The organism is Nocardioides sp. Z38_18, from assembly GCF_058215695.1.
In genome coordinates this window covers 1-23,826 of sequence record NZ_JBZAJE010000001.1, presented here as the reverse complement: position 1 = coordinate 23,826, position 23,826 = coordinate 1, and the positions used below count along the sequence as shown (strand labels likewise).

The window sequence follows — 23,826 nt, the reverse complement described above, 5'->3', positions numbered from 1 at the left end:
CGCCGCGCGGCACCGGTGTGATCCACGTCATGTTCGCACCCTACTCGACGGCGTGACGACGTACCTGGAACGCCACCGGGAAGAGGGAGAACCGGCCCCTCGACAACAGGCTCCACACCCCTCGCGGGGCGAGCAGCACCACCAGGATCGACACGATGCCCAGGGCGACGAGGTACCACGTGCCCTGCTGCGCCAGCTGCTGCTGCAGGACGAAGAAGATCACTGCACCGATGACGGGTCCCTCGATGGTCCCGATGCCGCCGATGACGACGATGAAGATCATGAACGCGCTGTAGTTGACCGAGTAGATCGAGTCGGGAGCGACCCGCAGCGTGTTGATCGCGATCAGCGCCCCGGCCAGACCCGCTCCGGCGGACGACAGGACGTAGACGATCCGCTGGGACCTGCGCACGGAGACGCCGAGGCTCGCCGCGGCCGTCGGGTCGTCCCGGATGGCCAGGAGGGCCAGGCCGGTCCGCGACCTCATGAGCAGATAGGTACCGACGACCACAAGGACCGCGAGGGTCAGACCCAGCCAGTAGACGGTGGCGACCCGATCGACCCGGTCGACGCCTCTGAACGCCTCCAGCGACAGGCCAGATCCCCCGCCGAGCGCGTCGATCTGGGTCGTCACCAGCTTGAAGACCTCGGCCACGACCCACGTCCCGATCGCGAAGTAGCCGCCCACCAGCCGGAACACCAGGAAGGAGGTGGGCAGGGCCATTGCTGCGCAGACCACCCCTGCCAGAACCACGGCGGCCACCAAGGGCACACCGATCTGGTCGGCCACGTAGATGACTCCGTACCCCCCGGCGCCGACGAAGGCCTGCTGGCCGATCGACACCAGCCCGCCGTAGCCCGCCAGCAGGTTCCAGGTGGTCGCCATGATGACGAGCGCGAAAAGCCCCACGAGGTCGGTCAGACCACCGAGCGACACGTTGTACGGCACCCAGAGGGCCAGGAAGAGCACCCCGATGAGCAGGACGCCCAGCCCGATGAACGAGCCTCGTCCACCGCGGTCCACCCGGGGTGATGCCGATCGGGTCGACGTGGTCGTGGTCATGCGGTCACCATCTTTGGCATCAGTCCGCTCGGACGGAAGGCGAGTACGGCGAGGAAGACGAGGTGGCCGAACAGCACTCCGTAGGCGGGGTCGATCTGGGCGCCGACGGTCTGCGCGACGCCCAGGACCAGCCCTCCGAGGAGGGTCCCCCAGAGGGATCCGAGGCCGCCGATGATGACCGCCTCGAAGGCGAAGATCAGCACCAGGTCGCCGTATCCCGGGGTGAACTGGGTGCTCATCCCGATGAAGGCCCCGGCGAGGGCGACGCTGCCGACGGCGATCGCCGTGGCGAGGGCGTACAGGTGCCGGTGGTCGATGCCCATGAGCTGCGCGGCCTCCCGGTCGTCGCTGGTGGCCCGCATCGCGCGGCCCGTCCGCGTCCTGGCCAGGAACAGCTGGATGCCGATGACGACCAGGACCGCGACCACCAAGGTGATGAGCGAGAACACGCCGATCGAGAGCCCGGACACGACCCGGATGCTGGACGTTGCCAGGTCACCGATGCCGATGCTGCGCGAGTTGGAGCTGGCGGTCTCCTGGAGGACGTTGACGACGATCACGGCCAGGCCGAAGGTCACCAGCAGGGGCGCCAGCTCGCCGCGGGAGAGCGCAACGTTGAGCAGACCACGTTGCAGCGCGTAGCCCACGACGGCAGCCACGGCCACCGACAGGACGAGCGCGATGGGCAACGGCAGCCCGATCTCGTCCACGAGGAACAGCACGACATAGGCCGAGGCGACCGCGAGCGCTCCGTGCGCCAGGTTGACGATGCGCATGACGCCGAAGATCAGCGACAGTCCGCAGGCCAGCAAGGTGTACTGACCGCCGAGGAGAAGTCCCTGCACGAGGGCGTTGACCCAATCCATCACTGGTCCTCCAGACCGAAGTAGGCCGATGCCACCTGGTCGCGGGTAACCGCGGAGGCGGGCGCCTCGAGCACCGTCCTGCCCTCCAGCAGGCACTGGACGTGGTCCGCGACGGCCAGCGCCTGGGAGACGTCCTGCTCGACGACCAGGACGGTCGTCCCGCGGGCGGTGATGACCGGCAGTGCGCGGTAGATGTCCTTGACGACCACCGGCGCCAAGCCGAGCGAGACCTCGTCCAGCAGCAGCAGGCGTGGATTCGCCATGAGGGCGCGGCCGATCGCCGTGGCCTGCTGCTCGCCCCCGGACAGGTGAGTGCCCACGCGGGCCCGGCGCTCGGCCAGCAGCGGGAACGCGGCGTAGACCGACGACAGGTTCCACGGACCCGGCCGCCTGGTGTACGCGCCGACCTGCAGGTTCTCCTCGACGGTGAGCGACTTGAACACCCGGCGCCCCTCGGGGACCAGCGAGATTCCAGCGGCCACTCGTTCGTGGGGGGCCATGCGAGCCAGGTCCTGCCCGCCGAACCGGATGGTTCCGTTGGCAGTGCCCATCAGCCCCGCTACTGCCTTGAGCAGCGTCGACTTGCCGGCACCGTTCGCGCCCATGACGGCGAGCGTCTCGCCCTCCTCCAAGGTCATCGACACCCCGTGGACAGCGTGGAAGTCCCCATAGTGGACGTCCACGGCGTTGAGCTCGAGCAGCGCGGCCATCAGGCGTCCTCGTCCGGCTCGGGGATGCTGCCGAGATACACCTCGGTCACCTCGGGACTCCTCATCACTGCGTGCGGATCGCCCGTCGCCACGACATCCCCCATTGCGAGGCACATCAGCCGGTCCACGACCTGCAGCAGCGCGTGCACGATGTGCTCGATCCAGATGATCGCCATCCCCGAGTCGCGGAGGCGGGTGATCACCTCGATCAGCTCGGGCAGCTCCCGGTCGGTCAGCCCACCGGCTATCTCGTCCAGCAGCAGCAGACGGGGCGATGTCGCGAGAGCACGGGCGAGCTCCAGTCGCTTGCGGTCCAGGAGGCGCAGGCTGGAGGCCTGGACGTTCTCGACGTGCGCCAGCCCCGACGTCTCGATGGCCTCGTGGGCGCGATCGTATGCTCCGCTGCGTCGGGTCTGGCCGGCGAAGCTGGCTCCGACGAGCACGTTCTCAAACACCGTCAGCCCGCCGAACGGGCGCGGGATCTGGTGCGTACGGGCGATCCCGCGCCTCCCCCTGGCCGCGGCGTCGAGCGACGTGACGTCCTGCCCGTCGAACACGATGCACCCCGCATCGGGTCGCTGCCCCCCGTTCACCATGTCAAGCAGCGTCGACTTCCCGGCGCCGTTCGGACCGACCACCCCCAGCACCTCCCCCGCGCTGACGTGGAAGGAGACACTGTTGGCGGTCGTCACCCGACCGAACCGCTTGGCCAGACCCTCTGCACGCATCAACGGGGCCGGGCCAGCGTCGATGCTCACGGGAGAGGTTCAGCCTTGCCGCCCAGCGGCACCTCGGGGGCGAGCTTGTTCGTGACGACCACCAGGTCGTACGGGTGGTCGGTGCCCGGGCGCCACTGGCCACCGGCGAGCGGCGTCTTGGCCACGTATGCCGGGATGGTCGAGTCCTTGCCCCAGGCCACGTCGCCGACGACGGTCTGCACCGCGAGGGACTTCATGGCCGCGGTGATCGCGTCCGCGTCGGTCGAGCCCGCCTCCTGCACCGCTCCTGCGGTGACCTCGAAGAGCGCGTGGGCGAAGCCGAGCGGCTGGGTCCACTGCTGCCCGGTCCCCTTCTCGTAGGCGTCCGCAAGCTCCTTCGCGCTCTGGCCGGTCAGCGAGCTCGTGTACGGCGCCGTCGGCGTCCACCAGACCTCGCTGGACAGGTTGGTTGCGATGTCGCCGAGCGCCTCGACCGAGGACGGGAACAGCAGCGCCTTGCCGATCGTGGCGACCTTGGGCTCGTAGCCCTGTTGCTTGGCCTGCTTCCAGAAGGTGGTGAAGTCCGGCGGGATCGGGACGCCGAGCAGGATGTCGCTGCCCTTGAACGCCGAGATCTGCGCCGAGAAGTCCTTGGTGCCGTTCGCGTAGTTGCCCGGGTCGTCGATCGTGACCCCGGACTCCTTCGTGAGCCCCGGGAAGTTGGCGCCCCACGCCTGGCCGTCCGGGTCGTTCGGGAACAGGCCACCGGCCTTGCCGTTGTTCTCGACCTGGCTCCAGATGTCGGAGTACACAGCGGCCACGTCCTCAAGGCCCCAGAAGAAGTGGTAGCTGTACTTCAGGTCGGCGGGCTTGTCACCGCTGCGGATGGCGAACGGCTGCCACGGCGCCACGGTCGTGATGCAGGGAACGGAGTTGGCCTCGCACTGCTCCGAGACCGGGTTCACGATGTCGGGCGTCGAGGACGCGATGACCACGTCGACGTTGTCGCTGTTGATGAGCTGCGAGGCGACCTCGCCGGCACGCGTCGAGTCGCTCTGCGCGTCTCTCACGACGATCTCGACGTCGTACGAGTCGCCGCCGACCTTCAGCGGGTTCTTCTTGAAGTACGACTTCATCTCGTCCACCACGAAGGTGTTGGCCTCGCCGAACGGCGCCGATGAGCCGGTCGTCGTCGATACGAACCCGATCGTGAGGGTCTTGTCACTGGCGGCGGAGTCGCCTCCACCCACCGACCCCGAGCAGGCCGACAGCGAGACCACCAGTGCGGCGGCTGCCGTCGAGATGAGCGTGCGTGAGATTCTCATGAATCCTCCTGAGCCGAATGCCGTGACAGATCAACGACGCGCAGTGCCTCTGCGGCTCCCAGTGTGTGACGTGCATCACGCACTACGCCTGTTCGCGCCGATACAGGGCACATCTACGAACCGATGGCCGAAAGGGCACACCGTCCGGCCTGCGGCCGGTTCCCGCCTCTGAGGCTCACCGCTCCGGGGTGAGCTCCAGGTGCCCGGGAGCGACGGTGACGAACAGCATCCACCGGTCCCCTTGCCCGCGCGTCAGGTGCCCGTCGCCGGTGACGTCGTCGATGAAGGCGATGTCGCCGGCCACGGGCGACGTGATCGTCCCGTCGCCGGTCTCGTTCTCGGCCCGGCCGTTCAGGGTGATGCCGAGCTGGGACCGCGGTCCGTTGTGCCAGACGCCCGGCACGTAGCCATCGTCCCCGTAGTCCCGGCGAGTCACGAAGGCTCCGAGGGACTTCGGCCACTCCTCCACCGGCGGAACCGGTGCGAGGTCAGCCGGCCACCGGAGGGGCTCGGAACGCGAGGTGCCGCCGTCATCGTAGATCCAGGTCAGCAATGGACGACCGGCTCGCGTCTCGGCGTCCGGGCGTGCCTCGTTGTCGCCGAGGTCGGGCAGCCAGCCGTCCGTCGCGACGTAGAGCAGCCACGCGAACCCGTCCCAGGACAGGCCGAGGTCGTCCGCGCTGCGGACGTCGGCGCACAGCACGTCGCCCGCCGTGAGGGTCCGGGCCGCGGCCCCCCGCGGCGCGACGCCCAGCTCGCCGGAGAGCACCACGACGGCGTGACATCCCAGCCCCGCCGGGTCCGGCACGTCGTCCACCCGCGCTCGCGTCAACCAGAACGCGGTCGCGGGGATGACGTCGGCCGGACCCTTGACGCGAGAGTCACGGTAGGGCAGCAGACCCGTCCCCACCTCCACCTCCGAGGAGGTGGAGCGGACCCGAAGGATCTTCACGAGCCGATCAGGCCGACGGGGCGTAGGGCCCGGTGAGCTGCGGAGGCGTCCTGCCCTCGTTGCCGCCCTCGGTCCACTCCAGGCGAGTCTGACGGCTCCACGTCCGGTGCAGGTCGTCCTTGATCAGGACGGTGAGACGCCCGAGGTTGCCGACCTCGAGATCGATCTGGTCGCCGTCCTGGAACGAGTGCAGGCCCCGGTGGTTCGTGCCGGTCGCGATGATGTCACCCGGCTCGAGGGTGTGCATCGCCGAGACGAACGCCACCGACTCGGCGATGTCGTACGCCATGTCGTTGGTGTTGAAGTTCTGCTTCAGCTCGCCGTTGTTCCACAGCTTCACCGGCAGGTTCTGCGGGTCCGGCACCTCGTCGGCCGTGACCAGGTAGGGGCCGATCGGGCAGAAGGTCTCGCGCGACTTCATCTGGTAGAAGGCGTTCTGCATCGGCGGGATGCCGCGGGCGGAGCCATCGATCAAGTTGGTGTAACCAAAGATGTGATCGTAGGCCTCGGCAACAGGGACGTTCTGCGCCCGCTTGCCGATGACGATCGCGAGCTCGGCCTCCCCCTCGAAGATCGTGGCGGGGATGTCGGGCAGCACCATAGTGTCGCCGTGGCCGATGATCGAGTTCGGCGACTTCGCAAACCCGTTGATCGGGGGGCGCTCCGCGAGAGTGCCGTCCTCCATGTAGTTGCGCGCCATGCAATCGATGTTCGACGGACGCGGCAGCGGCGGACGGACGCGCACCGACTCCAGCGGGACTCCGACTCCGGCACCGACGGCGGCCTCGAGGCGCCCCCGGTACTCCTGCCACCCCGCGATGACGCCGTTGATGACGTCCTGCGGGTGGGCAGCGGCGATGTCCTTGACCTCACCACTGACGTCGACGACCAGGCCATCGTGCAGGACTCCGAGCTTGAAGTCGTCGAAGAAGAGCAGCTTCATGGGTGATGCCTCTCTGGTGATGTGCGGTGGTTCGGTGGATGGGAATGAGCTCAGGGTTGGTCGTGCGGCACGAATCGGCCGTACTGGCTGCGGAAGAAGACCAACGCGCGACCGTCCTCGACGGCTTCGAGATCCGCGACGCGGGCGACGACGATCGTGTGGTCGCCGGCCCCGTACTCGGCGTACATCTCGCAGTCGAGGCGGGCGACGGCGCCGTCAAGCGCCGGACCCGCAGGCTCGTCGTGCCACGTCTCACCGGCGAATCGATCCTCGCCCGGCGCGGCGAACCGGCGGCTCGTCTGCTCGTGGTGATCGGCCAGGACGCTGATGCAGAACCTGCCCGCCCCCCGGATGCGCGGCCACGTCGTGGACGTGCGGGCGACGCAGATCGAGACGAGCGGCGGGTCCAGCGACACGGAGGTGATGGAGTTGACCGCCATCCCGACCGGGCCGCTCGGGGTGTGCGCAGCCACCAGGACGACGCCGGTGGGCAGGTGGCTCAGGACCTTTCGGAACTCCCGGCCGAGATCGGAGGCCGCCGAAGTGGGCTCGGGCCCCTCGGGTGATGCCGTCATTCCCACCCCCCTATTCCGTCTGATGAAATCTGATTTCAGTGGACTGTAGGGCATGCGAAACACGACCGTCAACCCTTGTAGACCAACCGGTCGAGGAACGGGGTCAGGCGGGCGTGGACGGACCTGGCAGCTCGTCGGGGTCGGCGAGGTCCAGGGCTGAGGCCGGCAGGTCGCCGGCCCCCTTGAGCCGCTCCGACATCTCGCGCGTCAGCGCCAGCATCTGCTGGACGATCTCATCGTCGCGCTCGGGCTCGATCTTGCCCAGGCACAGCATGGCCGCGATCGGGCGACCCTCGGTATCCATCACGGGGGCTGCGATGCCGCGTCCGGCGGCGAACCGTTCGAAGTTGTCCACCGCGTAGCCGCGCTCCTGGATGGCCGCGAACTCCCGCTCGATCCCACTCGGATCGGTGATCGTGCTGGGAGTGAACATCCGCAACGGCTGGGTTTCGTACAGCCGACGCCGCTGCTCCGCCGGCATGTACGACATCAACAACTTGCCGTCGGCCATCGCGTGCGCGGGCTGCGGATGCCCCGGCTCGAACTCGATGAACTCGGTGTGCGCGCCCGCCACCCGAATCAGCTGCACCGTCTTGAAACCGACCAACGTGCTCAGCACAGCATCATGTCCCGACCACTCCGCCAGCCGCGACAAGAACATCCGAGCATCGTGCAGCACCGGGTTGGACACCAGGCCCACCATGCCCACGCCGGTCGTCTGCATGCCGAGGCGATACTTCGCGGTCCGTGTGTTCTGCTCGACCCACCCCACCTGTACCAGCGTCATCAGGATTCGGTGCACGCTCGCGGGCGAGAGTTGGACGAGCTGGGCCAGTTCGACGATCCCCAGGGGAAAGGGGTGCTCGGCCAGTGCCGTCACGATTCGGGTGGCACGGGCCACCGCACGTACCTGCCCTGAGTCACGGCCTCTACCGCCGGACGAGGCCCCCGACTCAGCACCCTGATCGTTCACATCGTCTCCATCCAAGGAGTATCGCCTACCGGGACGGTCCTGCGCGGAATCCTGGCATCGTGACTCGCGCACCCGTTTGGTCCACCACGTCCTGCGGCGCCACCCCGGGCGCCAGCTCGCGCACGACGAAGCTCTCGTCTGCGACGTCCATGACGGCCAGGTTGGTGACGACCCGATCGACGACGCCCCGTCCCGTGAGCGGCAGGGTGCACCGCGTGAGGAGCTTCGGCGCACCGTTGCGGTCCACGTGCTCCATGAGCACGATGACTCGTCGCGCACCAGCGACCAGGTCCATGGCACCGCCCATTCCCTTGACGAGCTGCCCAGGGACCATCCAGTTGGCCAGATCACCAAGGGCCGACACCTGCATGGCCCCCAGGATCGTGACATCCACGTGCCCGCCACGGATCATCGCGAACGACGTCGAGGACGACACGAACGACGCCCCCGGCAGCACCGTGATCGGCTCCGTGCCCGCGTTGATGAGATCGGGATCCAGCTCTTCGGGATTAGGAGACGGGCCGGCCGCCAGCACACCGTTCTCGCTGTGCACCACGACGTGCACCCCCGCCGGGACGTGGTCCGCCACACGGGTCGGCAGACCGATGCCGAGGTTGACGCACTGGCCGTCGACCAACTCCTGGGCCGCGCGGCGCGCGAGCTCATCTCGGCCCCAGCCCTTCCCCGTCACTGGGCCACCTCCTCTGGCGCCTTGACCACACGTTGGACGAAGACTCCGGACAAGTGAACCGCGTCGGGGTCGAGCATCCCCGGCTCGACGACCTCGTGGGCCTCCACGACCGTGATCCGACCCGACATGGCGACGTCAGGGTTGAAGTTGCGGGCCGCTGCGTGGAAGATCGCGTTGCCGTGGCGGTCGGCGACGGCCGCCCTCACCAGGGCGAAATCGCTGACGATGCCCTCCTCGAGCACGAACTCGCGCTCGCGTCCGTCGACGGTGAATCGTCGGACCTCCTTGGGTGGCGACGCCGTCACGACGACACCTCCCGGACCGTGACGACGCGGCAACCCACCGTCGGCCACCAGGGTCCCGACGCCCGTCGGTGTGTAGAACGCGGCGATCCCGGCGCCGCCGGCGCGCAGGCGTTCAGCAAGGGTTCCCTGCGGGTTGAGCTCCACCTCGATCTCTCCGGCGAGGTACTGCCGGGCGAACTCCCTGTTCTGGCCGATGTAGGACGCGATCACGCGCTCGATCCGATGGTCGTGCAGGAGCATCGCGAGACCGGCACCGTTGACCCCGCAGTTGTTGGTGACGATGGTGAGGCCGGACGCGCCATGGTCGCGGAGGGCCTGCACGAGGGTCCACGGCACCCCGGACGTGCCGAAACCCCCCACGGCGATGGTCGCGCCGTGGGGGATGTCGGCGATCGCCTCGGCGGCGGACGCGACGAGCTTGTCCACCCGTCAGCCCCCCACCTGGAGCGTCACAGCAGCACCAGCCCGCCGTCAGGGCAGATCGTCTGGCCGGTGAGGGCCTGCGCCTCGGGTCGCGCCAAGAAGGCCACGACCTCGGCGACGTCGCTCGGGACGAGCGGGCGGGTGAGCGCCTGCCGGGCATTCACGTCCGCACTGACCTCGGCCGTCATGACCTCGACCGGAGGAGGTGTCAGCCCGGGGGCGACGCAGTTGACGGTGATGCCGGAGGAACCCAGCGAGCGTGCCAACGAGCGTGCCGCCCCGACGAGCGCCCCCTTGCTCATGATGTACGGGAGCATGTCTGAGACCGGCGGCGGGTTGAAGAAGGTGTCCGACACAAGGAACACGATTCGCCCGAAGCCACGCTCACTCATGGTCGGCTCGACCTCCTGCGTGAGCCACAAGACGGACTCGACGTTGACCGCCATGACGTCCCGGAGAAGCGACGCACTCAGGTCACCGAGGGTAGCCCGGCCGAACGAGACGCCGGCGTGCACGAGCACGTCAACGTGACCATGCTCGGCGAGCACACCACGCGCGGCCGTGCGCACCGCCTGTTCGTCGGACAGGTCCACGGAGACGTCGCCGCCCTCGAGGTCGAACACGACCACGTGATGACCGGACGCCCGCAACAGCTCGACGATGGACGTGCCGATGAACCCGGCGCCGCCGGTCACGATGGCGACCGGCGACTCCGAGGACTCAGGCACCAAACTGGCTGTTCAGACCGTCAAGAGCACCGTCGATGTCCGCACCGATGCCCACGCGAGCCATGTCCTGCATCTCGTCGGGCACGTCGGCCTCGATGGCGTACTCGACCTCGGAGCCTTCGCCGGCCTCGCGGACCGTGAACGTCGCGGCCAGGTGCTGCATCGGTCCGGGCTGACCCGGCACGAGCTCGTAGGTCAGCGTCCGCGCCTCGTCGTCCTGGCTGGCGATGCGGTCGAGGACCGAGTCACCGCGGGTGAAGTTGACCTTGCGGACACCGTCGGCCTGCATCTCGGCGGACTCGATGTGCGGCTGCCAAGAGGCGTAGCCACCGAAGTCACTCACGAAGGACCACACCTCGTCGACCTTGGCGGGCAGGGTGGTCGTCTTGCTCAGCTGGACAATCGTCATGGTGTTACTTCCTTCTTGGTGTGGGCACCGTGCCTCGTGCACGATGCATCCGTCGTCGCGTCATGAGCGACGCGACGTCGTGCCGAACGGACTAGCTGGCAGTTGCCTGTGCGAGCCTGGCTTTCGCGTCCTCGACGGACTGCATCTCCATGACTCCAGGCAGGGGACCGCTCATGCCCTGGAGCTCGCCGCCGACGTGCAGGTCGCCAGTGTCGACGGCCGCGCCGCCGATCGTCGCCAGCAGCTCCGCGACCGTGGCCTTCGCGGCCGGGTCGTCGCCCGCCACGTAGACCGCGTGCTCGGAGCCGTCGTTCGTGCCGAGCGTCGTGGCCATGATGTGGATCGGCGTGACGTTCAGCGCCTTGACCAGGCGCGCGCCCGGAACGTACTCAGCGACGATCTCGCTGGAGATGCGTCCGCCGATGTCGATCAGTCCGTCGGGACCGGGGGCCCGGCGGTTGTTGGTCGTGTCCACGACGATCCGACCGGTCCAGTCGTCGACGACCGAGACGGCCTCGGCCGTCTTGCCCCACGGTGTGGCAAGGAAGACGATGTCGGACTTCTCCACTGCCTCGGCCACGGTTCCCGCGCTGCAGCGCTCGTTGAACTCCTCGACGACGTCGGTCAGTGACTCCGGGCCACGGGAGTTGCTCAGGATGACGTCGTGCCCGGCACGCGTGAACAGCCCGGCCAGAGCCTGGCCCATGCGTCCTGCACCGATGATTCCAATATTCATATCGCTCCTTTTGATGTGGTCGTGGTGGCAGCCAGCTCGTGTTCACTGGCTTCCCATTGCTCGCCTCCGAGATAGCTCGCACGGAGCAAGCCTTGATCGTCACGCAGCACGTGTGCGTCGTGACTGGTCGAGATGTCGCCGTGGGCCATGAGGTAGGCCCGGTCGGCAATGTCCAGCGCCAGCTGCACGTGCTGCTCGACGAGCAGCACCCCGCAGCCCGTGTCGTCGGCGAACCGCCGAATCACCGGGAGCAGCCCCTGCACGATGACCGGGGCCAGCCCCAGACTGAGCTCGTCGAGCAGCAGCAGACGCGGCTTGCGCGCCAGGGCGCGACCCACGGCGAGCATCTGTTGCTCACCGCCGGACATGACGCCGGCGAGCCGGTGCCTCAACGGTTCGAGGGCCGGGAAGTAGTCGTACGCGACCTGAGGGTCGAGACGCTCCCCACGGCAGTTCAGCTTGAAGTGCTCGGCGACGGTCAGGCCGGAGAAGATCCCGCGGTCCTCAGGGACGTGCGCGATCCCGCGGCGGGCGCGGTGCGTCGGGGAGACGCCCGACAGGTCTCGACCCCGCAGGTGCGCCGTCCCTTGGGACGCACGCACCAGACCCGAGACCGCTCGCAATGTGGTCGTCTTGCCGGCGCCGTTGGGTCCGAGCAGCGCCACGACCTCACCCGCCCCGACCTCGAGGTTGATGCCGCGGACGACGACCGATCGCTGGTAGCCGGCCGACAGCCCCTGGACACTCAGTACCGAACTCATGCGTGGGCCTTCTCTGCAGAGTCGATGTCCTGGCCGAGGTACGCGGCGATGACGCGCGGGTCGGACCGGACGACCTTCGGCTCGTCCGAGGCGATGACCTGGCCGAACTCGAGAACGACGACGTGGTCGCAGGTGTTGAACACGAACGAGATGTCGTGATCGATCAGCAGCATGGGCGTGCCCTGGTCGCCCAGGCTGCGCAGCTGCATGCCGAGGCGCTGGCTCTCGGTGCTGTCCAGTCCGGCCGCCGGCTCGTCCAGACACAGGATCTTCGGTCGGGAGGCAAAGGAACGGGCGATCCCGACCAGCTTGCGCTGACCTTCCGACAGCTCCGTCGGGAACGCCCCGGCCAGGTCGGAGATTCCGACGGCCTGCAGGGTGTCGTGGATGGCCGACAGGTCACTCGAGCCTCGACCGGCCATGCCCCGGAGCGTCGACCGCAGGGTCACACGACGGGCCGCGACCGCGAGGTTCTCAGCCACCGTGAGGTCGTCGAAGAGCTCCACGCCCTGCCATGTGCGGCTCAGCCCGGCCCTCGCACGAGTGTGGGGCCGCTGCTGACTGACATCGCGACCAGCGACCTCGACCGAGCCGTTGGACGGCACGAACCCGGTGATGGCGTCCACGAACGTGGTCTTGCCGGCACCGTTGGGTCCGATCAGCCCGACGATCTGGCCGGGCCGGACCTCGAGGTCGACCCCCCTCAGGGCACGGACGCCGCCGAATCGGACCTCGATGCCGCGGGCAGCAAGCACGGTGGCGCTCATGACCGCACGCTCCCTTCCAGTTCACGTTGGGACACATCGACTCGCGGTTCCTTGGTGGCGCGCTCCTTCTTGACGAAGCTCGACACGAGCAGGCCGTCGGGGAAGAACCGCAGCTGGAGCAGCAGTCCCCCACCGATGAGGAGCTGTACGTAAAGGGACACCCGGTCCTCGGGCAGGACCCACTTCTGCAGGATCAGCGGGATGACCGAGCCGATCGCACCGAAGCCTGCGAGCACAGCGCCCTGCGCCAGTGTCACGCCGAGGACGTACACGCTGGCCACCAAGGTCAGGGCGACAGCGATCGAGTAGCTGTTCGCCGACACGGTGCCGAACTGGTAGGCGTACATGACCCCCGCAATGCCGGCGAGTGCCGACGTGATGCCGAAGGCGATGATCTTGACCGACCGCACGTTGACCCCCGCTGCCGCGGCGGCGCGCTCGTTCGACCGGATCGCGAGCATCTGCCGGCCCAGGTCGCTGCTGCGCAGGTACGCGACAGCGATGTACATCAGCGTCGCGACCACGAGGGCGACGAACCCGAAGACCGGGCTCGGCAACGAACCGTCGAGCCCACGGAGACCCGCGTCGGGCCCGAAATTGATCCCGAACAGGCGGGGCGACTCCACCGGCGCGCCCGTCTGGCCGCCGCCCCACTCGGAGTTGGCGAAGACGAAGCTCTCGATGGCCACGGCGGCAGCAAGCGTGACGACCACCAGGGTCACGCCCCGCACACGCAGTGCCGCTGCGCCGATGGCCATGCCGAGACCCGTCGCCAAGAGGATCGCGATGATGGGAGCCAGAGGGAAGCCCAGTCCGAACTCGGTGCCCAGGCGTGAGACGGCAAAGGCTGCGAAGCCCGCGAGGGCGAGCTGCACGACCGACAGCTGACCGACGTAACCCATGATGACGACGAAAGACAGGCACAGGACCGTGGCGACGAGACCTACCGTCACCGCCTGACGAAATTCCGACGGCAGGACCACGAGGGCGACGGCGCCGGCGACGAACACGGGCGCGACGCGACGAAGGAGTCGCTCCTGGCGCGGCACTGGCGGCAACGACCGGCCGACTATCGCCCCGCGCTGCGGAAGGGGCGACCCCCGCCACCACAGGGCGATCACAATGAGCAGGAACTCAGCGAGCTGCTGCAGGCCCGGCAGCGCCAGCCCGTCCTGCGACGGGAACCACGACTGGGTCGAGGCGTAGGACAGCAACGACTCGGCGATGCCGATGAGCAGGCCCACGGCGCAGGCGATGCCCAACGAGGTGAAGCCCGCGAACAGGGCGGCTGCCAAGGCTGGGATGACCAGCAGTGGCAGCGTGGAGGCACTGATGCCCACGATCGAGGCAGCCAGGATGCCGACGAAGCCCGCGGTGACGTACGCCAGGACGGAGTTGGCCAGGGAGATCGACGCCGGCGACAGACCGGCCAGCACGGCTGATTGCTCGCTCTCGGAGGCGGCGCGAGTCGCGACGCCGAACCGGGTGAACCGATAGAGCGCCGCCAGCGCGGCCGAGATGACCACGACGACTCCCGCCAGGATGAGCTGCGCGCTGGGAACCGTTGCACCGGCCACCGTGACGACCGATTCGGTCAGCACCGCGGGGCTGTTGAGCGGCGAGGTTCCAAACACGAGCTGGACCAGCGACTGCATGAGCAGCAGCACACCGATCGACGCCACCAGCTTCGCCAGCGGCGAGGCTGATCGCAGCGGCTTGACCGCGGCGAGCTCGACCAGCACCGCGAGCAGCGCCATGAGCGCCAAGGTGATGAGCAGGGCTGCCGGAGTGGTGAGCGCCGGGAAGAAGTACCCGGTGCGCAGGGCCCAGAACAGATAACCTGCGACCATCACGACGGCACCCGCCGCGATGTTGATCGTGCCGCTGCCCTGCCAGCTGAGCACGACGCCGACGGCGATGCTGGCGATGAGCGCACCTGAACCCAGCCCGAGCAGGGCAAAGAGGAACAGTGTCTCCATCTGGACTACGCCTTCCTAGGTGTAGGGGCGACGGCTCGCGTCACGCGCGAATGTCGAGCTGGAGACCGAAGTGCTGCTGGGCGACGACCGTAGCGTAGGCCTCGAACTGCAGGCCGATGTTGGTGCGAGCGGTCGAGATGTCGCGGTAGTAGCGCTGCATCTTCGAACCGTTGCTGCCACCCTCGCTGGTCCCGGAGGTCCGGAACAGCAGCTCGACGGCTTCCCAGATCAGGTTGACCGCGTGGTGCGTGCTCGAGTTGATGCTCTGCAGCTCCTCGGCGTCGAACCCTGCGCCGGTCACGGCCTTCTCGCTCAGCTCGGCGAAGTACTCGCTCATCTGCAGCAGCACGTCCTCGGCGGCGTGGATCTTGCCGGAGGCCAGGCCCCAGTAGCGCTGGAAGTCCTTGTTGTGGAAGCGCGGCACCGGGTTGGGGCCGAGCGTCTTCTTCTCGCGCAGGATCCGCTCGTACTCGTCCAGCGCTGCGTAGCCACAACCCACGAGGACCGAGGTGATCTCGAGCTGGAGGAAACCGGTCGAGTGCCCGGCGTACATCGCGTTCTTGTGCACCTCGTACCCGGGGGTCTCCAGACCGCCCTCGAGCTGGAGCACGTTGCCGCGCACGACGAACTCCTCCGGCACGGTGGCGCCCTCGACGATGATGCTGTTCGAGCCGCTGCCTCGCATGCCGAAGGCGCGGTGACGCCAGTCGTCCTGCAGGATCCAACCCTTGCGCGGGACGAGGGCCAGGCCCTGCCCGGTCATCTGGTCACCCTCCATGAGGCGGACGCCGACGATGGCGTGCGTGGCGTAGGGCGAGCCCGAGCAGTAGTCCCACTTGCCCTCGATCGTCCAGCCGCCGTCGTCCTGGCGGGTCGCGGTGCCCATGGGGATGCCGCGCATGGGGGCGATGAACTCGCCGTTCTCGCCGATCGCCTGGCTCTGCGCCTTCTCGCCCCACAGGCTGCCGATCTGCAGGCCGTGACCGGCGCCGAGGCTCAGGCACCAGCCCGTGCCCGGGCATCCGCGGGCGATCTCGACGACCATCTTGACGAAGGTCTTGACGTCGAACTCGAGCCCACCGAACCGGCGAGGCACCAAGGTGCGGTACAGGCCGGCCTCACGGAACAGCTCATGCGTGTCCGGTGAATAGGTGCCGCGGTCGTCGGTTGCGTCCTGCTCGCTGCGCAGGCGGTCGCGGAAGGATCGCGCCCGCTCGAGGAGGTCCTCGGGGCTCAGACCGCTGTCGGACTGTTCGGACGAGACGTTAGCGATCGCAGTCACGATGGCCTACTTTCCTTGAAGAAGTTGCGGTGGGATGTCAGAACGGGAGCCCGGCCGGCCAGCAGCTGACCGACCGGGCGGCAGCATTACTTGGCGGAGGCCTCCAGCCAGTCGGTAAGCGCCTTGTACGAGCCGTTGCCGGAGTACTCGAACACTCGGGTCTGGGCTCCGCAGATGCCCGGTGCGGCCGAGTCGCTGCCACAGGCGATTTTCTCGCTGCCCAGCAGCATTGGGCCGGTGAACGACTTGGCCTGGTCGGCGATCGTCTTTCCGGTGGCGTCGGCGCCACCGGCGGCGTTGGTCAGACGAGCGGCCGTGAGCACGAGGCCCCAGGCCAGAGCCGCGTCGGGAGTCGACTGCGACGGACCGGAAAGGCCAGCCTTCGCGGACGCCTCGATGTAGGTCTGAACGTCGGGCTGCGTCTTGTCGGCGACGTTCGTCTGGGTGGAGATCTGCTGCCACCTGGGCGCATCGCCACCGAGACCCTGGGCGACCGCCGGAGAGAAGCAGAAGGCGCCGGCCGAGACCACGGGTGCCTTGACTTTGAGCGTGTCGAGCGCCTTGGCCGCAGCGACGCACGCCGGCGGCGAGGAGACGAGGGGGACGACCGCATCGGCGTCTGTGGCACCGGACGCGACCACTGCCGACGTCAGGTTGGTGGTGGCCGGGTCGAAGCCGACAGCTTTCACGTCAATGTCAAGCGCGCTGAGGGCCTGCTCCAGCACCTTCGCACCATCGGAGCTCTGCGCATCCTGCGGGTAGATCAGAGAGACCTTCTTGGCCTTCACGACGGTGTCCAGGTAGGTCGCCAGTCCGCTGAAGATCGAGCCCGGGTTGCCGTTGTAGATGAACACGTTCTCGGCCTGGGCGTCGGTCGAGCTGATCGAGTTGGCCATCAGCACGGGCTTTTGCCCCTTGTTGACCGCCAGGAACGACTGGTTGCCGGTGATCGTCGAGCCGAACAGGACCGTCTTGACGTCCTTGTCGTTGACGAGCTTGAGACCGCAGCTGTTGCCGTCCTGCTCGTTCTCGACCACGAAGCAGGTCTTGAGCTTGAGGGTATGTCCGTTGATGCCGCCGAGGTTCTTGTTGATGTACTCGACCGCGGCTTCGGCCCCATCGGTCGCGCTCGGGAAGCCGAGGGCACCTCCCTGCTGGTTGACCCAGCCCAGCGTCACGGGTGCCAGGCTGTCGTCGGCCGCTCCCTTCGAGCCACCGATGTACTTGACGAGGTCGGTCACGGCAGCGGGGTTGGTCGCCACGGAGGCGGTCGGTGCATCGCCAGCTGTGGAGGCGTCGCTGGAGTCCGATTCCGCAGCACACCCCGCGGTCACGAGCGACATGGTCGCGATCACAGCGGCCACACGCGCGGTCCGCGATCGGACCGACTGTGCGACCGTGCGGCCGAAAAGAGAGTTTGCCATTTTTGAGGGCTCCTTAGAGAGCGTTCGGCGGGCGATGCGCATGTGCTCCCCAAGCGGCTCACGCGACACTTATCGGAATGTGTTTCCGGAGTGCGGAATGATGCTAGCGATGTGGGCCCCGTCACACAACCCATTTCGCCTCGAACTTTGTCGGCCACCACCAGGACGGCCTGCGTTGTCGCGGCAGTCCTTCGTGCACCCCGAACATGCAGGCTTCGTCGAGCAGTTCGTGCCAGGCGATGGTCGGGTTCGTCATAGCGAGCGTCCCGCCGACCTGCATGTCCTGGGGCACCTCGAGCGGACCGGTGCCGAACCCAGAGCGCATGGCGTCCCAACGCGTCGGCGACAGATGGGGCTTTCGACACCACCCGACGACCGTCGGTGTGATCGCGTCCGCCGCCGGCCCAACTCCACGACCTACGCGGCATCGTCGCGCTCCTCGGCCGCACCTGGAAGTGGTCGTGGCGACCGCCTACTGGAGGTGCTTTTCGTAGAACTCAAAGACACGCAGCCAGCCGTCGACCGCCTGGGCCTGCTGGTAGTGCGGGTGGTCGGAGGCGAAGAACCCGTGGTCCGCACCGTCGTAACGGTGGAACTCGTGATCTTTGCCGAGCCTGGTCAGCTCGGCGTCGATCGCGTCCACCTGCTCGGGATCGGGGTTTGTGTCGTCGTTGCCGAAGATGCCCAACAGCGGAGCGGACATGTCTGGCGCACGGTGGATGACACCGCGCGACGGTGCGTTCGGCTTGTCGGGATCTGCCGGCTGCGGCATGATGCTGCCGCCCCAGCAGTCGACAGCCGCGTCCAGCGACGGGACGTCGCATGCGGCGAGAAAGGCCTGCCGTCCGCCGGAGCAGAATCCGATCACCCCGGCCTTGCCGTTCGAGCTCGGCTGCGCCTTCAGGTGGTCGACGGCTCCGGCGATGTCGCCCATGACCTGATCGTTGGGCATGGCCTTGCCGAGACCCTCGGCGCGTGCCGCCGCAGCGACATCCGCCCAGTGGCCGGGCCCGCGACGGTGATACAGGTTCGGCGCGAGTGCGGCGTAGCCACCTTCGGCGAATCGGCGCACGACCTCCCGGCACCAGAAGTCGAGACCCGGGGCGTGGTGCAGGACGACGACGCTGCCCATCGGCTCAGTGGTGGTCGGTCGAGCTGAGTAGCCTTCGATGATGTCGCCGTGGTGGCCGGGAAACCCGACCACCTCGGCGATCATTCCGTTCTTCACAGTGCTGGCCCGTGTCCCTACGCCGCGACCATGTCGTCGAGGAGCTTCATGAGCTCCTCCTCGGAGAGGGACAGGTCGACAGGCTCGCTGAACGGCTGCGGCCAGTTGATGCCGGTGGGCCAGTAGACCTCGACACGGTTGCCCTCGGGGTCACGGAAGTAGCAACCGATGGCGTTGCCGTGGTTGCTGATGTGGTCGACCTCGTACTTGCGCTCCACGATCTCGGCGTAGAACTGGCGCAGGTCGGCCAGGTTCTGGACGTGGAACGACAGCTGCTGCGGGTCGGTGTGGCGCTCCTCGTTCTTGGCCAGCAGGAGCTCGTGGTGCTCCTCCTCCGGACGCGCGCTGAGGAACACGCGGCGCTCGTCGCGGTCGGTGACCGTCATTCCGAGGAAGTTGGAGTAGAAGTCGAGCATGATCTCGGGGTCCTTGACGAACAGTCCGACGTGGCCGAGACGGGTGACACTGGGCATGATGGTGGAACCTTCCTGTTGGGTTTGACGAGTTGAGGTGAACGGGGATGCCAGGGCCCTAGGCCCAGGACACCGATCCCGTGACGATGTCGAGCAGGCGATCGAGGTCGTCCGGCAGAGCATCGCCGCGCCAAGCGATGTGGTGATCGGAACGGATCAGCGCCGCGCCGGTCTGGTAGAGGATCGTGAGCTCCGCGAGATCGGGCTCCTCGACCTTCAGAACCTGCAAGGGGACGTTGCGGGACTGCGCCAGCCGGACCAGCGCGCCGACCTCGATGTCGTCCAGCACCAGCAGGGTGAATCCGTCGCCGAGGTGGTCGTACAGCGACGACCCGTCCTTCAGCCAGTGGTGCGGGGCCCGGTTGCCCGGGGCCGAGGACGGCACGTAGTCCTCGAAGGAGGGTGCAGGCTGGTTCGTGCCGTCGCGGTAGATGATCGGCGACGATGAGTATCGGTAGCCGAGCTGGCCGCCCATCCGCTTGAACTGACGCGCCTTCTGGATCTGGATCTCCTCGGCCACCTGTGCTCGCACGGCGTCTCCGATCGGACCGTCCTCCTCGATGCCGTCGCGCACGAGCTCGCGCGGGCCGACAGCCTGGTTGCTCTCGCATCCCTTGAGGATGAACCGCGCCGCTTCGCCGCGCTCGATGCTGTAGCTCGGGAGCAGCGCGGGGCCGCCCCATCCGTCCAGGATGGCCGCGAGCTTCCAGCCGAGGTCGGCGGCGTCGCCGATGCCGATGTTCATGCCGAACCCGCCCATCGGCGAGACCATGTGGGCCGAGTCGCCGATCAGGAGCACGCGTCCGAAGTCATAGCGGGGAGCCTGGATCGAGTGGGTGATGAACGTGCCTCCGGCCAGCGGCTCCGTCTCGAACTCCTGGCCGATCGCCCGGAACAGCATCGCGCGGCATGCCTCCCAGTCGTCGCCGTCGACGTCGTCGGGCACGGGCGAGGCGAAGTAGGCCCAGTGGTCGGTGCCGGACTGGGGCACGAGGCTGTCTCCAGCACGGTCCTCGTTGTAGAACAGCAGCATCGAGGCCATCGGCGTGGCCTTCCACAGCTCGGCGAGCGCAGGTGCGTAGAAGTGCCAGAGGAAGCTGCGGGCCAGATTGGGGTTGCCCTCCATCCGCACGTTCAAGCCCTCGCGGCGAAGCTTGCTGCGACTTCCCTCAGCCACCACCAGGTACTGGGCGACGTGCGTCTCCTCGCCGGCGGGCGTGTTGACGCTCACCGTGACATTTTCGTCGTTCTGCTCGAAGGACAGGACCTCGTTGTCGAAGCGAAGGTCGATCAGCGGCAGCGACTTCACCCGGTCGCGCAGCGTGTTCTCGATTGCCTCGTTCGGCGCCCACTCGGCCACCTCGGACGCGATCGGCAGACGCTCTGACCACTCATAGGCACGTGGGAAGCGCAGGACCTCGTGACCGCTCAGTCGCGTGACGAACGCGACGTCGCGGTGGACCTCCGGGCTGACCGGGTCGTTCTCGCGCAGTGCGTCGGCAATCCCCCACCGCCGGAAGTGCTCCATCGACCGCACGTTGGTCATGTTGGCTCGCGCGACGATCCGCTGCTCCTGCGACCGCTTCTCGAACAGAACGCTCGGGATGCCCCGGAGGGCGAGGTCTATGGCGAGTGCCATGCCGACCGGACCGGCACCGGAGATGGCTACCGGTGGAACATCATGACGATCGGACACGTGTACTCCTCATTGCAAACTTAGATTGAGATTCCGCCTAGCGGTATCGAGTTTCAACTTAGCAGCGGGTGAGGGTCGTGTCCAGCGTCACATTCGATCGGCGCGCTGGCCCGTCCCCGTACTCCCCGCGGCCTGCCGGTCGTTGGTCAGGCTGGCGAACCCGGGGCGCGGACGACGCAGCGAAATCCGATGTGCGACATGGACGACTCGATCGGCTGGGCCTGCCGCGCGGCTGGGCGATAACGGCGGCAGTAGTTGTCGGAGCACAGGTGCGACCCGCCCTTGAGCACACGCCGCGGGATCCGACCGAGTGAATCTCCCGGGTCGTGGCTGCCCTCGGCGACGCTCACCCGAGGATTCTGCTGCGGTCCGCAGCACGCCCGGCCGCTCGTCTCACCGTGGTCGGACCGGTAGAAATCGCAGGTCCACTCCCACACGTTGCCCGTCATGTCATAGAGCCCGTAGCCGTTCGGCGGGAACGAGCGCACCGGTGTCGTGCGCTGCTGGCCCGCGGGGTCGAGGTTCTGCCACGGGAACTCCCCCACCCAGTAGTTGGCCAGTCGTCTGCCGAACGGGGACCGCTCATTGCCCCAGGCATACATGGCTTGATCCAGCCCGCCGCGCGCCGCGTGCTCCCACTCGGCTTCAGTGGGCAGCTCTTTGCCAGCCCAGGCCGCATAGGCCGAGACGTCCTCCCAGGCCACGTGCACCACCGGGTGGAGCTCCCGGCCCCGGGTGTCGGAGCCCGGCCCCTCCGGGTGCTTCCAACTGGCTCCGCCCACATAGCGCCACCAGGTGCGCCAGTTGTCCAACGGCACCGGTCCGGGCGTGGGCGTGAACACCAGTGAGCCCGGCACGAGCAGGGATGCGTCCACCCCCGGGTAGTCCCTCGGGTCGATCGGTCGCTCGGCGACCGTCACATGCCCGGTCGCCTTCACGAAGCGCCTGAACTGCGCGACCGTCACGGGAGACTCGTCGATCCAGAAGCCGTCGACGGAGACGTCGTGCACCGGCCCCTCCTCGGGATACTCGGCGAGCTCCGAGCCCATCGCGAACCGTCCGCCCGGGATCCATCGCATCGATCGCATCGATCGCGACGGCGGAGCGGCGGCGACCGGGCTGCCGAGGCGTGACGCGGACGATGCCTGGTCCGGCAACGGAGACGAGGTCATGATCTTCACCGTTTGTGAGGGGCGGGCTCACCGGCCTGGGGTCGCGCCGGTGAGCACCTATGTATAAGGAGAGGTCCAACAGGTCGTTCGGGGAACTCCGACAGAGCAGCGCGGAGGCTTAGAGCTTTTCGTGCGGAGAGAACGTTCCATACGATCCGCGGAAGAACACCAGCGCGCGACCATCATCCACGGAGCCCAGGTCCCGGACCTGCGACACCACGATGGTGTGGTCCCCCGCCGCGTATTCGGCGTAGACGTCGCAGTCCAACCAGGCGACAGCATCGTCCAAGGCCGGGCCGCCGGACTGCTCACGCCATGACGCGCCCGCGAAGCGATCAGCGTCGGATCCGGCGAAGCGTCGACTGGTGTGCTCGTGATGATCGGCCAGGATGCTGATGCAGAAGCGGCCCATCGAACGAATGCGCGGCCACGTTGACGAGGTCCGGGCGATGCAGATCGAGATCAGCGGCGGATCAAGGGAGACCGAGGTGATCGAGTTGACGGCCATGCCGATCGGCCCGTCGGGTCCATTCGTCGCCACGACGGCGACACCGGTCGGCAGGTGTCCGAGAACGTTGCGGAAGTGCCGCCGGGGGTCCACCCCGACGGAAGCGCGAGTGGTCGCAGTCACGGTCATTGGGCTACTCATTTCACCTGACGGAATGTTATTCCGTACAAGTTACGACGCAACCGCAGTGCCGTCAAGAGTCGGGCCAGCACTGCCCCGGTTGGCCAACGGTCTGGCGCATGCAGGCCTGCTCGACCCGACCAGGAGTCGCCCGCTCGCACAACCGCTCGGTCAAGCGCAGTGCGCCCTCGCGCCGAAGGCGCGCTTGAACCAGTAAGGAAAGTCGTAACAGCACACGCAGCCGCAGCCGTGGCTCCGTGTGCTCGTCGACCCGCGTGGCGCCCAACTTGGCGGGGTCATGCTCACCGCGCGGATCGCGGCCATGAGCGTGCATTCACGACGGACAATGGCGGCCAGTCTGTGGTGTCGAGGAGGCGGCCACGACATGCCAACCAGGCGACCTTCGAGTTCCTCCTATCTCCCGATCGGGTTCTGAAAGCGGCAACCCAGTCACGCGAGCTGGACGCGGGGGTCCGAGTCGTTGGACGCCTTCACGTCACTTTGAAGCCCCCTCCCCCCTCCCCCCGGTGGAGGGGGGGAGGGACTGCTGCTTCATTCCAGCGCCGCCCGTTGCAATAGGCCGCCTGTGTCACCCGAGATCGGAGTGCGTGTGCCAACCAGGCGACCTTCGAGTTCCTCCTATCTCCCGATCAGGTTCTGAAAGCGGCAACCCAGTCACGCGAGCTGGACGCGGGTGTCCGAGTCGTTGGACGCCTTCACGTCACTTTGAAGCCCCCTCCCCCCTCCCCCCGGTGGAGGGGGGAGGGACTGCTTCATTCCAGCGTCGCCCCCGTTGCAATAGCCGCCTCTGTGGCACCCGAGTTTCGAGTGCGTGTGGCGGTTAGGAGTCAGGCGTAGACGTGGCCATGCGCCGGCGCACAGTCCCTGTCGTGGTGCTTGTGGCCCCAGTCCTTGTTCCGGTCCTTGTCCCAGTCCTTGTTCTGGTGCTTGTGGCCCCAGTCCTTGTTCCGGTCCTTGTTCTGGTCCTTGTGGCCCCAGTCCTTGTCGTGGTGCTTGTG

24 protein-coding genes are annotated in these 23,826 nt (G+C 67.7%); all 24 read right to left on the bottom strand.

Annotated elements, in window-relative coordinates; translation table 11 throughout:
* Positions 1–40: 40 nt before the first annotated feature.
* The 24 genes from AC4BGC_RS00120 to AC4BGC_RS00005 all read right to left on the bottom strand — a co-directional run bounded on the left by AC4BGC_RS00120 (position 41) and on the right by AC4BGC_RS00005 (position 22,816).
* A complete protein-coding gene (locus AC4BGC_RS00120; protein ID WP_490553853.1) occupies positions 41–1,063 on the bottom strand; it encodes a branched-chain amino acid ABC transporter permease in 1,023 nt (340 codons plus the stop codon).
* Positions 1,060–1,929, bottom strand: a complete 870-nt coding sequence (locus tag AC4BGC_RS00115; protein WP_490553852.1) for a branched-chain amino acid ABC transporter permease — start codon at positions 1,927–1,929, stop codon at positions 1,060–1,062. The genes AC4BGC_RS00120 and AC4BGC_RS00115 overlap by 4 nt, the downstream gene beginning before the upstream one ends.
* Positions 1,929–2,639 carry an ABC transporter ATP-binding protein gene (locus AC4BGC_RS00110; RefSeq protein WP_490553851.1) on the bottom strand — a complete coding sequence of 237 codons (711 nt, stop codon included), beginning with the start codon at positions 2,637–2,639 and terminating at the stop codon, positions 1,929–1,931. Before AC4BGC_RS00110 ends, AC4BGC_RS00115 begins: the two co-directional genes overlap by 1 nt.
* Positions 2,639–3,397, bottom strand: coding sequence for an ABC transporter ATP-binding protein (locus AC4BGC_RS00105; protein WP_490553850.1), 759 nt, complete (start codon positions 3,395–3,397; stop codon positions 2,639–2,641). The genes AC4BGC_RS00110 and AC4BGC_RS00105 overlap by 1 nt, the downstream gene beginning before the upstream one ends.
* A complete protein-coding gene (locus AC4BGC_RS00100; protein WP_490553849.1) occupies positions 3,394–4,662 on the bottom strand; it encodes an ABC transporter substrate-binding protein in 1,269 nt (422 codons plus the stop codon). Before AC4BGC_RS00100 ends, AC4BGC_RS00105 begins: the two co-directional genes overlap by 4 nt.
* A 175-nt stretch (positions 4,663–4,837) precedes the next feature.
* The gene (locus AC4BGC_RS00095) at positions 4,838–5,614 is read right to left on the bottom strand and encodes a cupin domain-containing protein (protein ID WP_490553848.1); all 777 of its coding nucleotides are present in this window, start codon (positions 5,612–5,614) and stop codon (positions 4,838–4,840) included.
* Between the two features lie 7 nt (positions 5,615–5,621).
* Positions 5,622–6,557: a fumarylacetoacetate hydrolase family protein gene (locus tag AC4BGC_RS00090; RefSeq protein WP_490553847.1), complete on the bottom strand. Its 936-nt coding sequence runs from the start codon at positions 6,555–6,557 to the stop codon at positions 5,622–5,624.
* 50 nt (positions 6,558–6,607) lie between these two features.
* Complete coding sequence (locus AC4BGC_RS00085) at positions 6,608–7,132, bottom strand: flavin reductase family protein (RefSeq protein ID WP_490553846.1); 525 nt, start codon at positions 7,130–7,132, stop codon at positions 6,608–6,610.
* 103 nt (positions 7,133–7,235) lie between these two features.
* Positions 7,236–8,033, bottom strand: a complete 798-nt coding sequence (locus AC4BGC_RS00080; RefSeq protein WP_490553845.1) for an IclR family transcriptional regulator — start codon at positions 8,031–8,033, stop codon at positions 7,236–7,238.
* A 97-nt stretch (positions 8,034–8,130) separates the two neighbouring features.
* Positions 8,131–8,796 (bottom strand): 3-oxoacid CoA-transferase subunit B, encoded by a 666-nt coding sequence (locus AC4BGC_RS00075; RefSeq protein WP_490553844.1) that lies wholly within the window; start codon positions 8,794–8,796, stop codon positions 8,131–8,133.
* Positions 8,793–9,527: a CoA transferase subunit A gene (locus AC4BGC_RS00070; RefSeq protein WP_490553843.1), complete on the bottom strand. Its 735-nt coding sequence runs from the start codon at positions 9,525–9,527 to the stop codon at positions 8,793–8,795. Before AC4BGC_RS00070 ends, AC4BGC_RS00075 begins: the two co-directional genes overlap by 4 nt.
* A 23-nt stretch (positions 9,528–9,550) precedes the next feature.
* Positions 9,551–10,219, bottom strand: a complete 669-nt coding sequence (locus AC4BGC_RS00065; RefSeq protein WP_490553842.1) for an SDR family NAD(P)-dependent oxidoreductase — start codon at positions 10,217–10,219, stop codon at positions 9,551–9,553.
* 25 nt (positions 10,220–10,244) lie between these two features.
* A complete protein-coding gene (locus tag AC4BGC_RS00060) occupies positions 10,245–10,661 on the bottom strand; it encodes an SRPBCC family protein (RefSeq protein ID WP_490553841.1) in 417 nt (138 codons plus the stop codon).
* A gap of 91 nt (positions 10,662–10,752) precedes the next feature.
* Positions 10,753–11,397, bottom strand: coding sequence for an NADPH-dependent F420 reductase (locus AC4BGC_RS00055; RefSeq protein WP_490553840.1), 645 nt, complete (start codon positions 11,395–11,397; stop codon positions 10,753–10,755).
* On the bottom strand, positions 11,394–12,158 hold the full coding sequence (locus AC4BGC_RS00050) for an ABC transporter ATP-binding protein (RefSeq protein WP_490553839.1): 765 nt from the start codon (positions 12,156–12,158) through the stop codon (positions 11,394–11,396). Before AC4BGC_RS00050 ends, AC4BGC_RS00055 begins: the two co-directional genes overlap by 4 nt.
* Positions 12,155–12,925: an ABC transporter ATP-binding protein gene (locus tag AC4BGC_RS00045; RefSeq protein ID WP_490553838.1), complete on the bottom strand. Its 771-nt coding sequence runs from the start codon at positions 12,923–12,925 to the stop codon at positions 12,155–12,157. The genes AC4BGC_RS00050 and AC4BGC_RS00045 overlap by 4 nt, the downstream gene beginning before the upstream one ends.
* Positions 12,922–14,904 carry a branched-chain amino acid ABC transporter permease gene (locus AC4BGC_RS00040; protein WP_490553837.1) on the bottom strand — a complete coding sequence of 661 codons (1,983 nt, stop codon included), beginning with the start codon at positions 14,902–14,904 and terminating at the stop codon, positions 12,922–12,924. Before AC4BGC_RS00040 ends, AC4BGC_RS00045 begins: the two co-directional genes overlap by 4 nt.
* 40 nt (positions 14,905–14,944) lie before the next feature.
* A complete protein-coding gene (locus AC4BGC_RS00035) occupies positions 14,945–16,186 on the bottom strand; it encodes an acyl-CoA dehydrogenase family protein (RefSeq protein WP_490553836.1) in 1,242 nt (413 codons plus the stop codon).
* Between the two features lie 86 nt (positions 16,187–16,272).
* Positions 16,273–17,652 carry an ABC transporter substrate-binding protein gene (locus AC4BGC_RS00030; protein ID WP_490553835.1) on the bottom strand — a complete coding sequence of 460 codons (1,380 nt, stop codon included), beginning with the start codon at positions 17,650–17,652 and terminating at the stop codon, positions 16,273–16,275.
* A gap of 430 nt (positions 17,653–18,082) precedes the next feature.
* Positions 18,083–18,826 (bottom strand): dienelactone hydrolase family protein, encoded by a 744-nt coding sequence (locus tag AC4BGC_RS00025; protein ID WP_490553834.1) that lies wholly within the window; start codon positions 18,824–18,826, stop codon positions 18,083–18,085.
* A gap of 29 nt (positions 18,827–18,855) precedes the next feature.
* Positions 18,856–19,311: a VOC family protein gene (locus AC4BGC_RS00020; RefSeq protein WP_490553833.1), complete on the bottom strand. Its 456-nt coding sequence runs from the start codon at positions 19,309–19,311 to the stop codon at positions 18,856–18,858.
* 58 nt (positions 19,312–19,369) lie between these two features.
* A complete protein-coding gene (locus AC4BGC_RS00015) occupies positions 19,370–21,007 on the bottom strand; it encodes an FAD-dependent monooxygenase (RefSeq protein WP_490553832.1) in 1,638 nt (545 codons plus the stop codon).
* A gap of 146 nt (positions 21,008–21,153) precedes the next feature.
* A complete protein-coding gene (locus AC4BGC_RS00010) occupies positions 21,154–22,179 on the bottom strand; it encodes a formylglycine-generating enzyme family protein (RefSeq protein WP_490555698.1) in 1,026 nt (341 codons plus the stop codon).
* A 118-nt stretch (positions 22,180–22,297) separates the two neighbouring features.
* A complete protein-coding gene (locus AC4BGC_RS00005; RefSeq protein ID WP_490553831.1) occupies positions 22,298–22,816 on the bottom strand; it encodes a flavin reductase family protein in 519 nt (172 codons plus the stop codon).
* Between the last annotated feature and the right edge of the window lie 1,010 nt (positions 22,817–23,826).

Bases quoted from the DNA above. Each gene is read 5' to 3' on its own strand.
- AC4BGC_RS00040 (WP_490553837.1), bottom strand. From the start codon at position 14,904: ATGGAGACACTGTTCCTCTTTGCCCTGCTCGGGCTGGGTTCAGGTGCG.
- AC4BGC_RS00055 (WP_490553840.1), bottom strand. From the start codon at position 11,397: ATGAATATTGGAATCATCGGTGCAGGACGCATGGGCCAGGCTCTGGCC.
- AC4BGC_RS00090 (WP_490553847.1), bottom strand. From the start codon at position 6,557: ATGAAGCTGCTCTTCTTCGACGACTTCAAGCTCGGAGTCCTGCACGAT.
- AC4BGC_RS00110 (WP_490553851.1), bottom strand. From the start codon at position 2,639: ATGGCCGCGCTGCTCGAGCTCAACGCCGTGGACGTCCACTATGGGGAC.
- AC4BGC_RS00030 (WP_490553835.1), bottom strand. From the start codon at position 17,652: ATGCGCATCGCCCGCCGAACGCTCTCTAAGGAGCCCTCAAAAATGGCA.
- AC4BGC_RS00045 (WP_490553838.1), bottom strand. From the start codon at position 12,925: ATGAGCGCCACCGTGCTTGCTGCCCGCGGCATCGAGGTCCGATTCGGC.
- AC4BGC_RS00060 (WP_490553841.1), bottom strand. From the start codon at position 10,661: ATGACGATTGTCCAGCTGAGCAAGACGACCACCCTGCCCGCCAAGGTC.
- AC4BGC_RS00005 (WP_490553831.1), bottom strand. From the start codon at position 22,816: ATGACCGTGACTGCGACCACTCGCGCTTCCGTCGGGGTGGACCCCCGG.
- AC4BGC_RS00050 (WP_490553839.1), bottom strand. From the start codon at position 12,158: ATGAGTTCGGTACTGAGTGTCCAGGGGCTGTCGGCCGGCTACCAGCGA.
- AC4BGC_RS00120 (WP_490553853.1), bottom strand. From the start codon at position 1,063: ATGACCACGACCACGTCGACCCGATCGGCATCACCCCGGGTGGACCGC.
- AC4BGC_RS00115 (WP_490553852.1), bottom strand. From the start codon at position 1,929: ATGGATTGGGTCAACGCCCTCGTGCAGGGACTTCTCCTCGGCGGTCAG.
- AC4BGC_RS00100 (WP_490553849.1), bottom strand. From the start codon at position 4,662: ATGAGAATCTCACGCACGCTCATCTCGACGGCAGCCGCCGCACTGGTG.
- AC4BGC_RS00085 (WP_490553846.1), bottom strand. From the start codon at position 7,132: ATGACGGCATCACCCGAGGGGCCCGAGCCCACTTCGGCGGCCTCCGAT.
- AC4BGC_RS00020 (WP_490553833.1), bottom strand. From the start codon at position 19,311: ATGCCCAGTGTCACCCGTCTCGGCCACGTCGGACTGTTCGTCAAGGAC.
- AC4BGC_RS00010 (WP_490555698.1), bottom strand. From the start codon at position 22,179: ATGACCTCGTCTCCGTTGCCGGACCAGGCATCGTCCGCGTCACGCCTC.
- AC4BGC_RS00025 (WP_490553834.1), bottom strand. From the start codon at position 18,826: ATGATCGCCGAGGTGGTCGGGTTTCCCGGCCACCACGGCGACATCATC.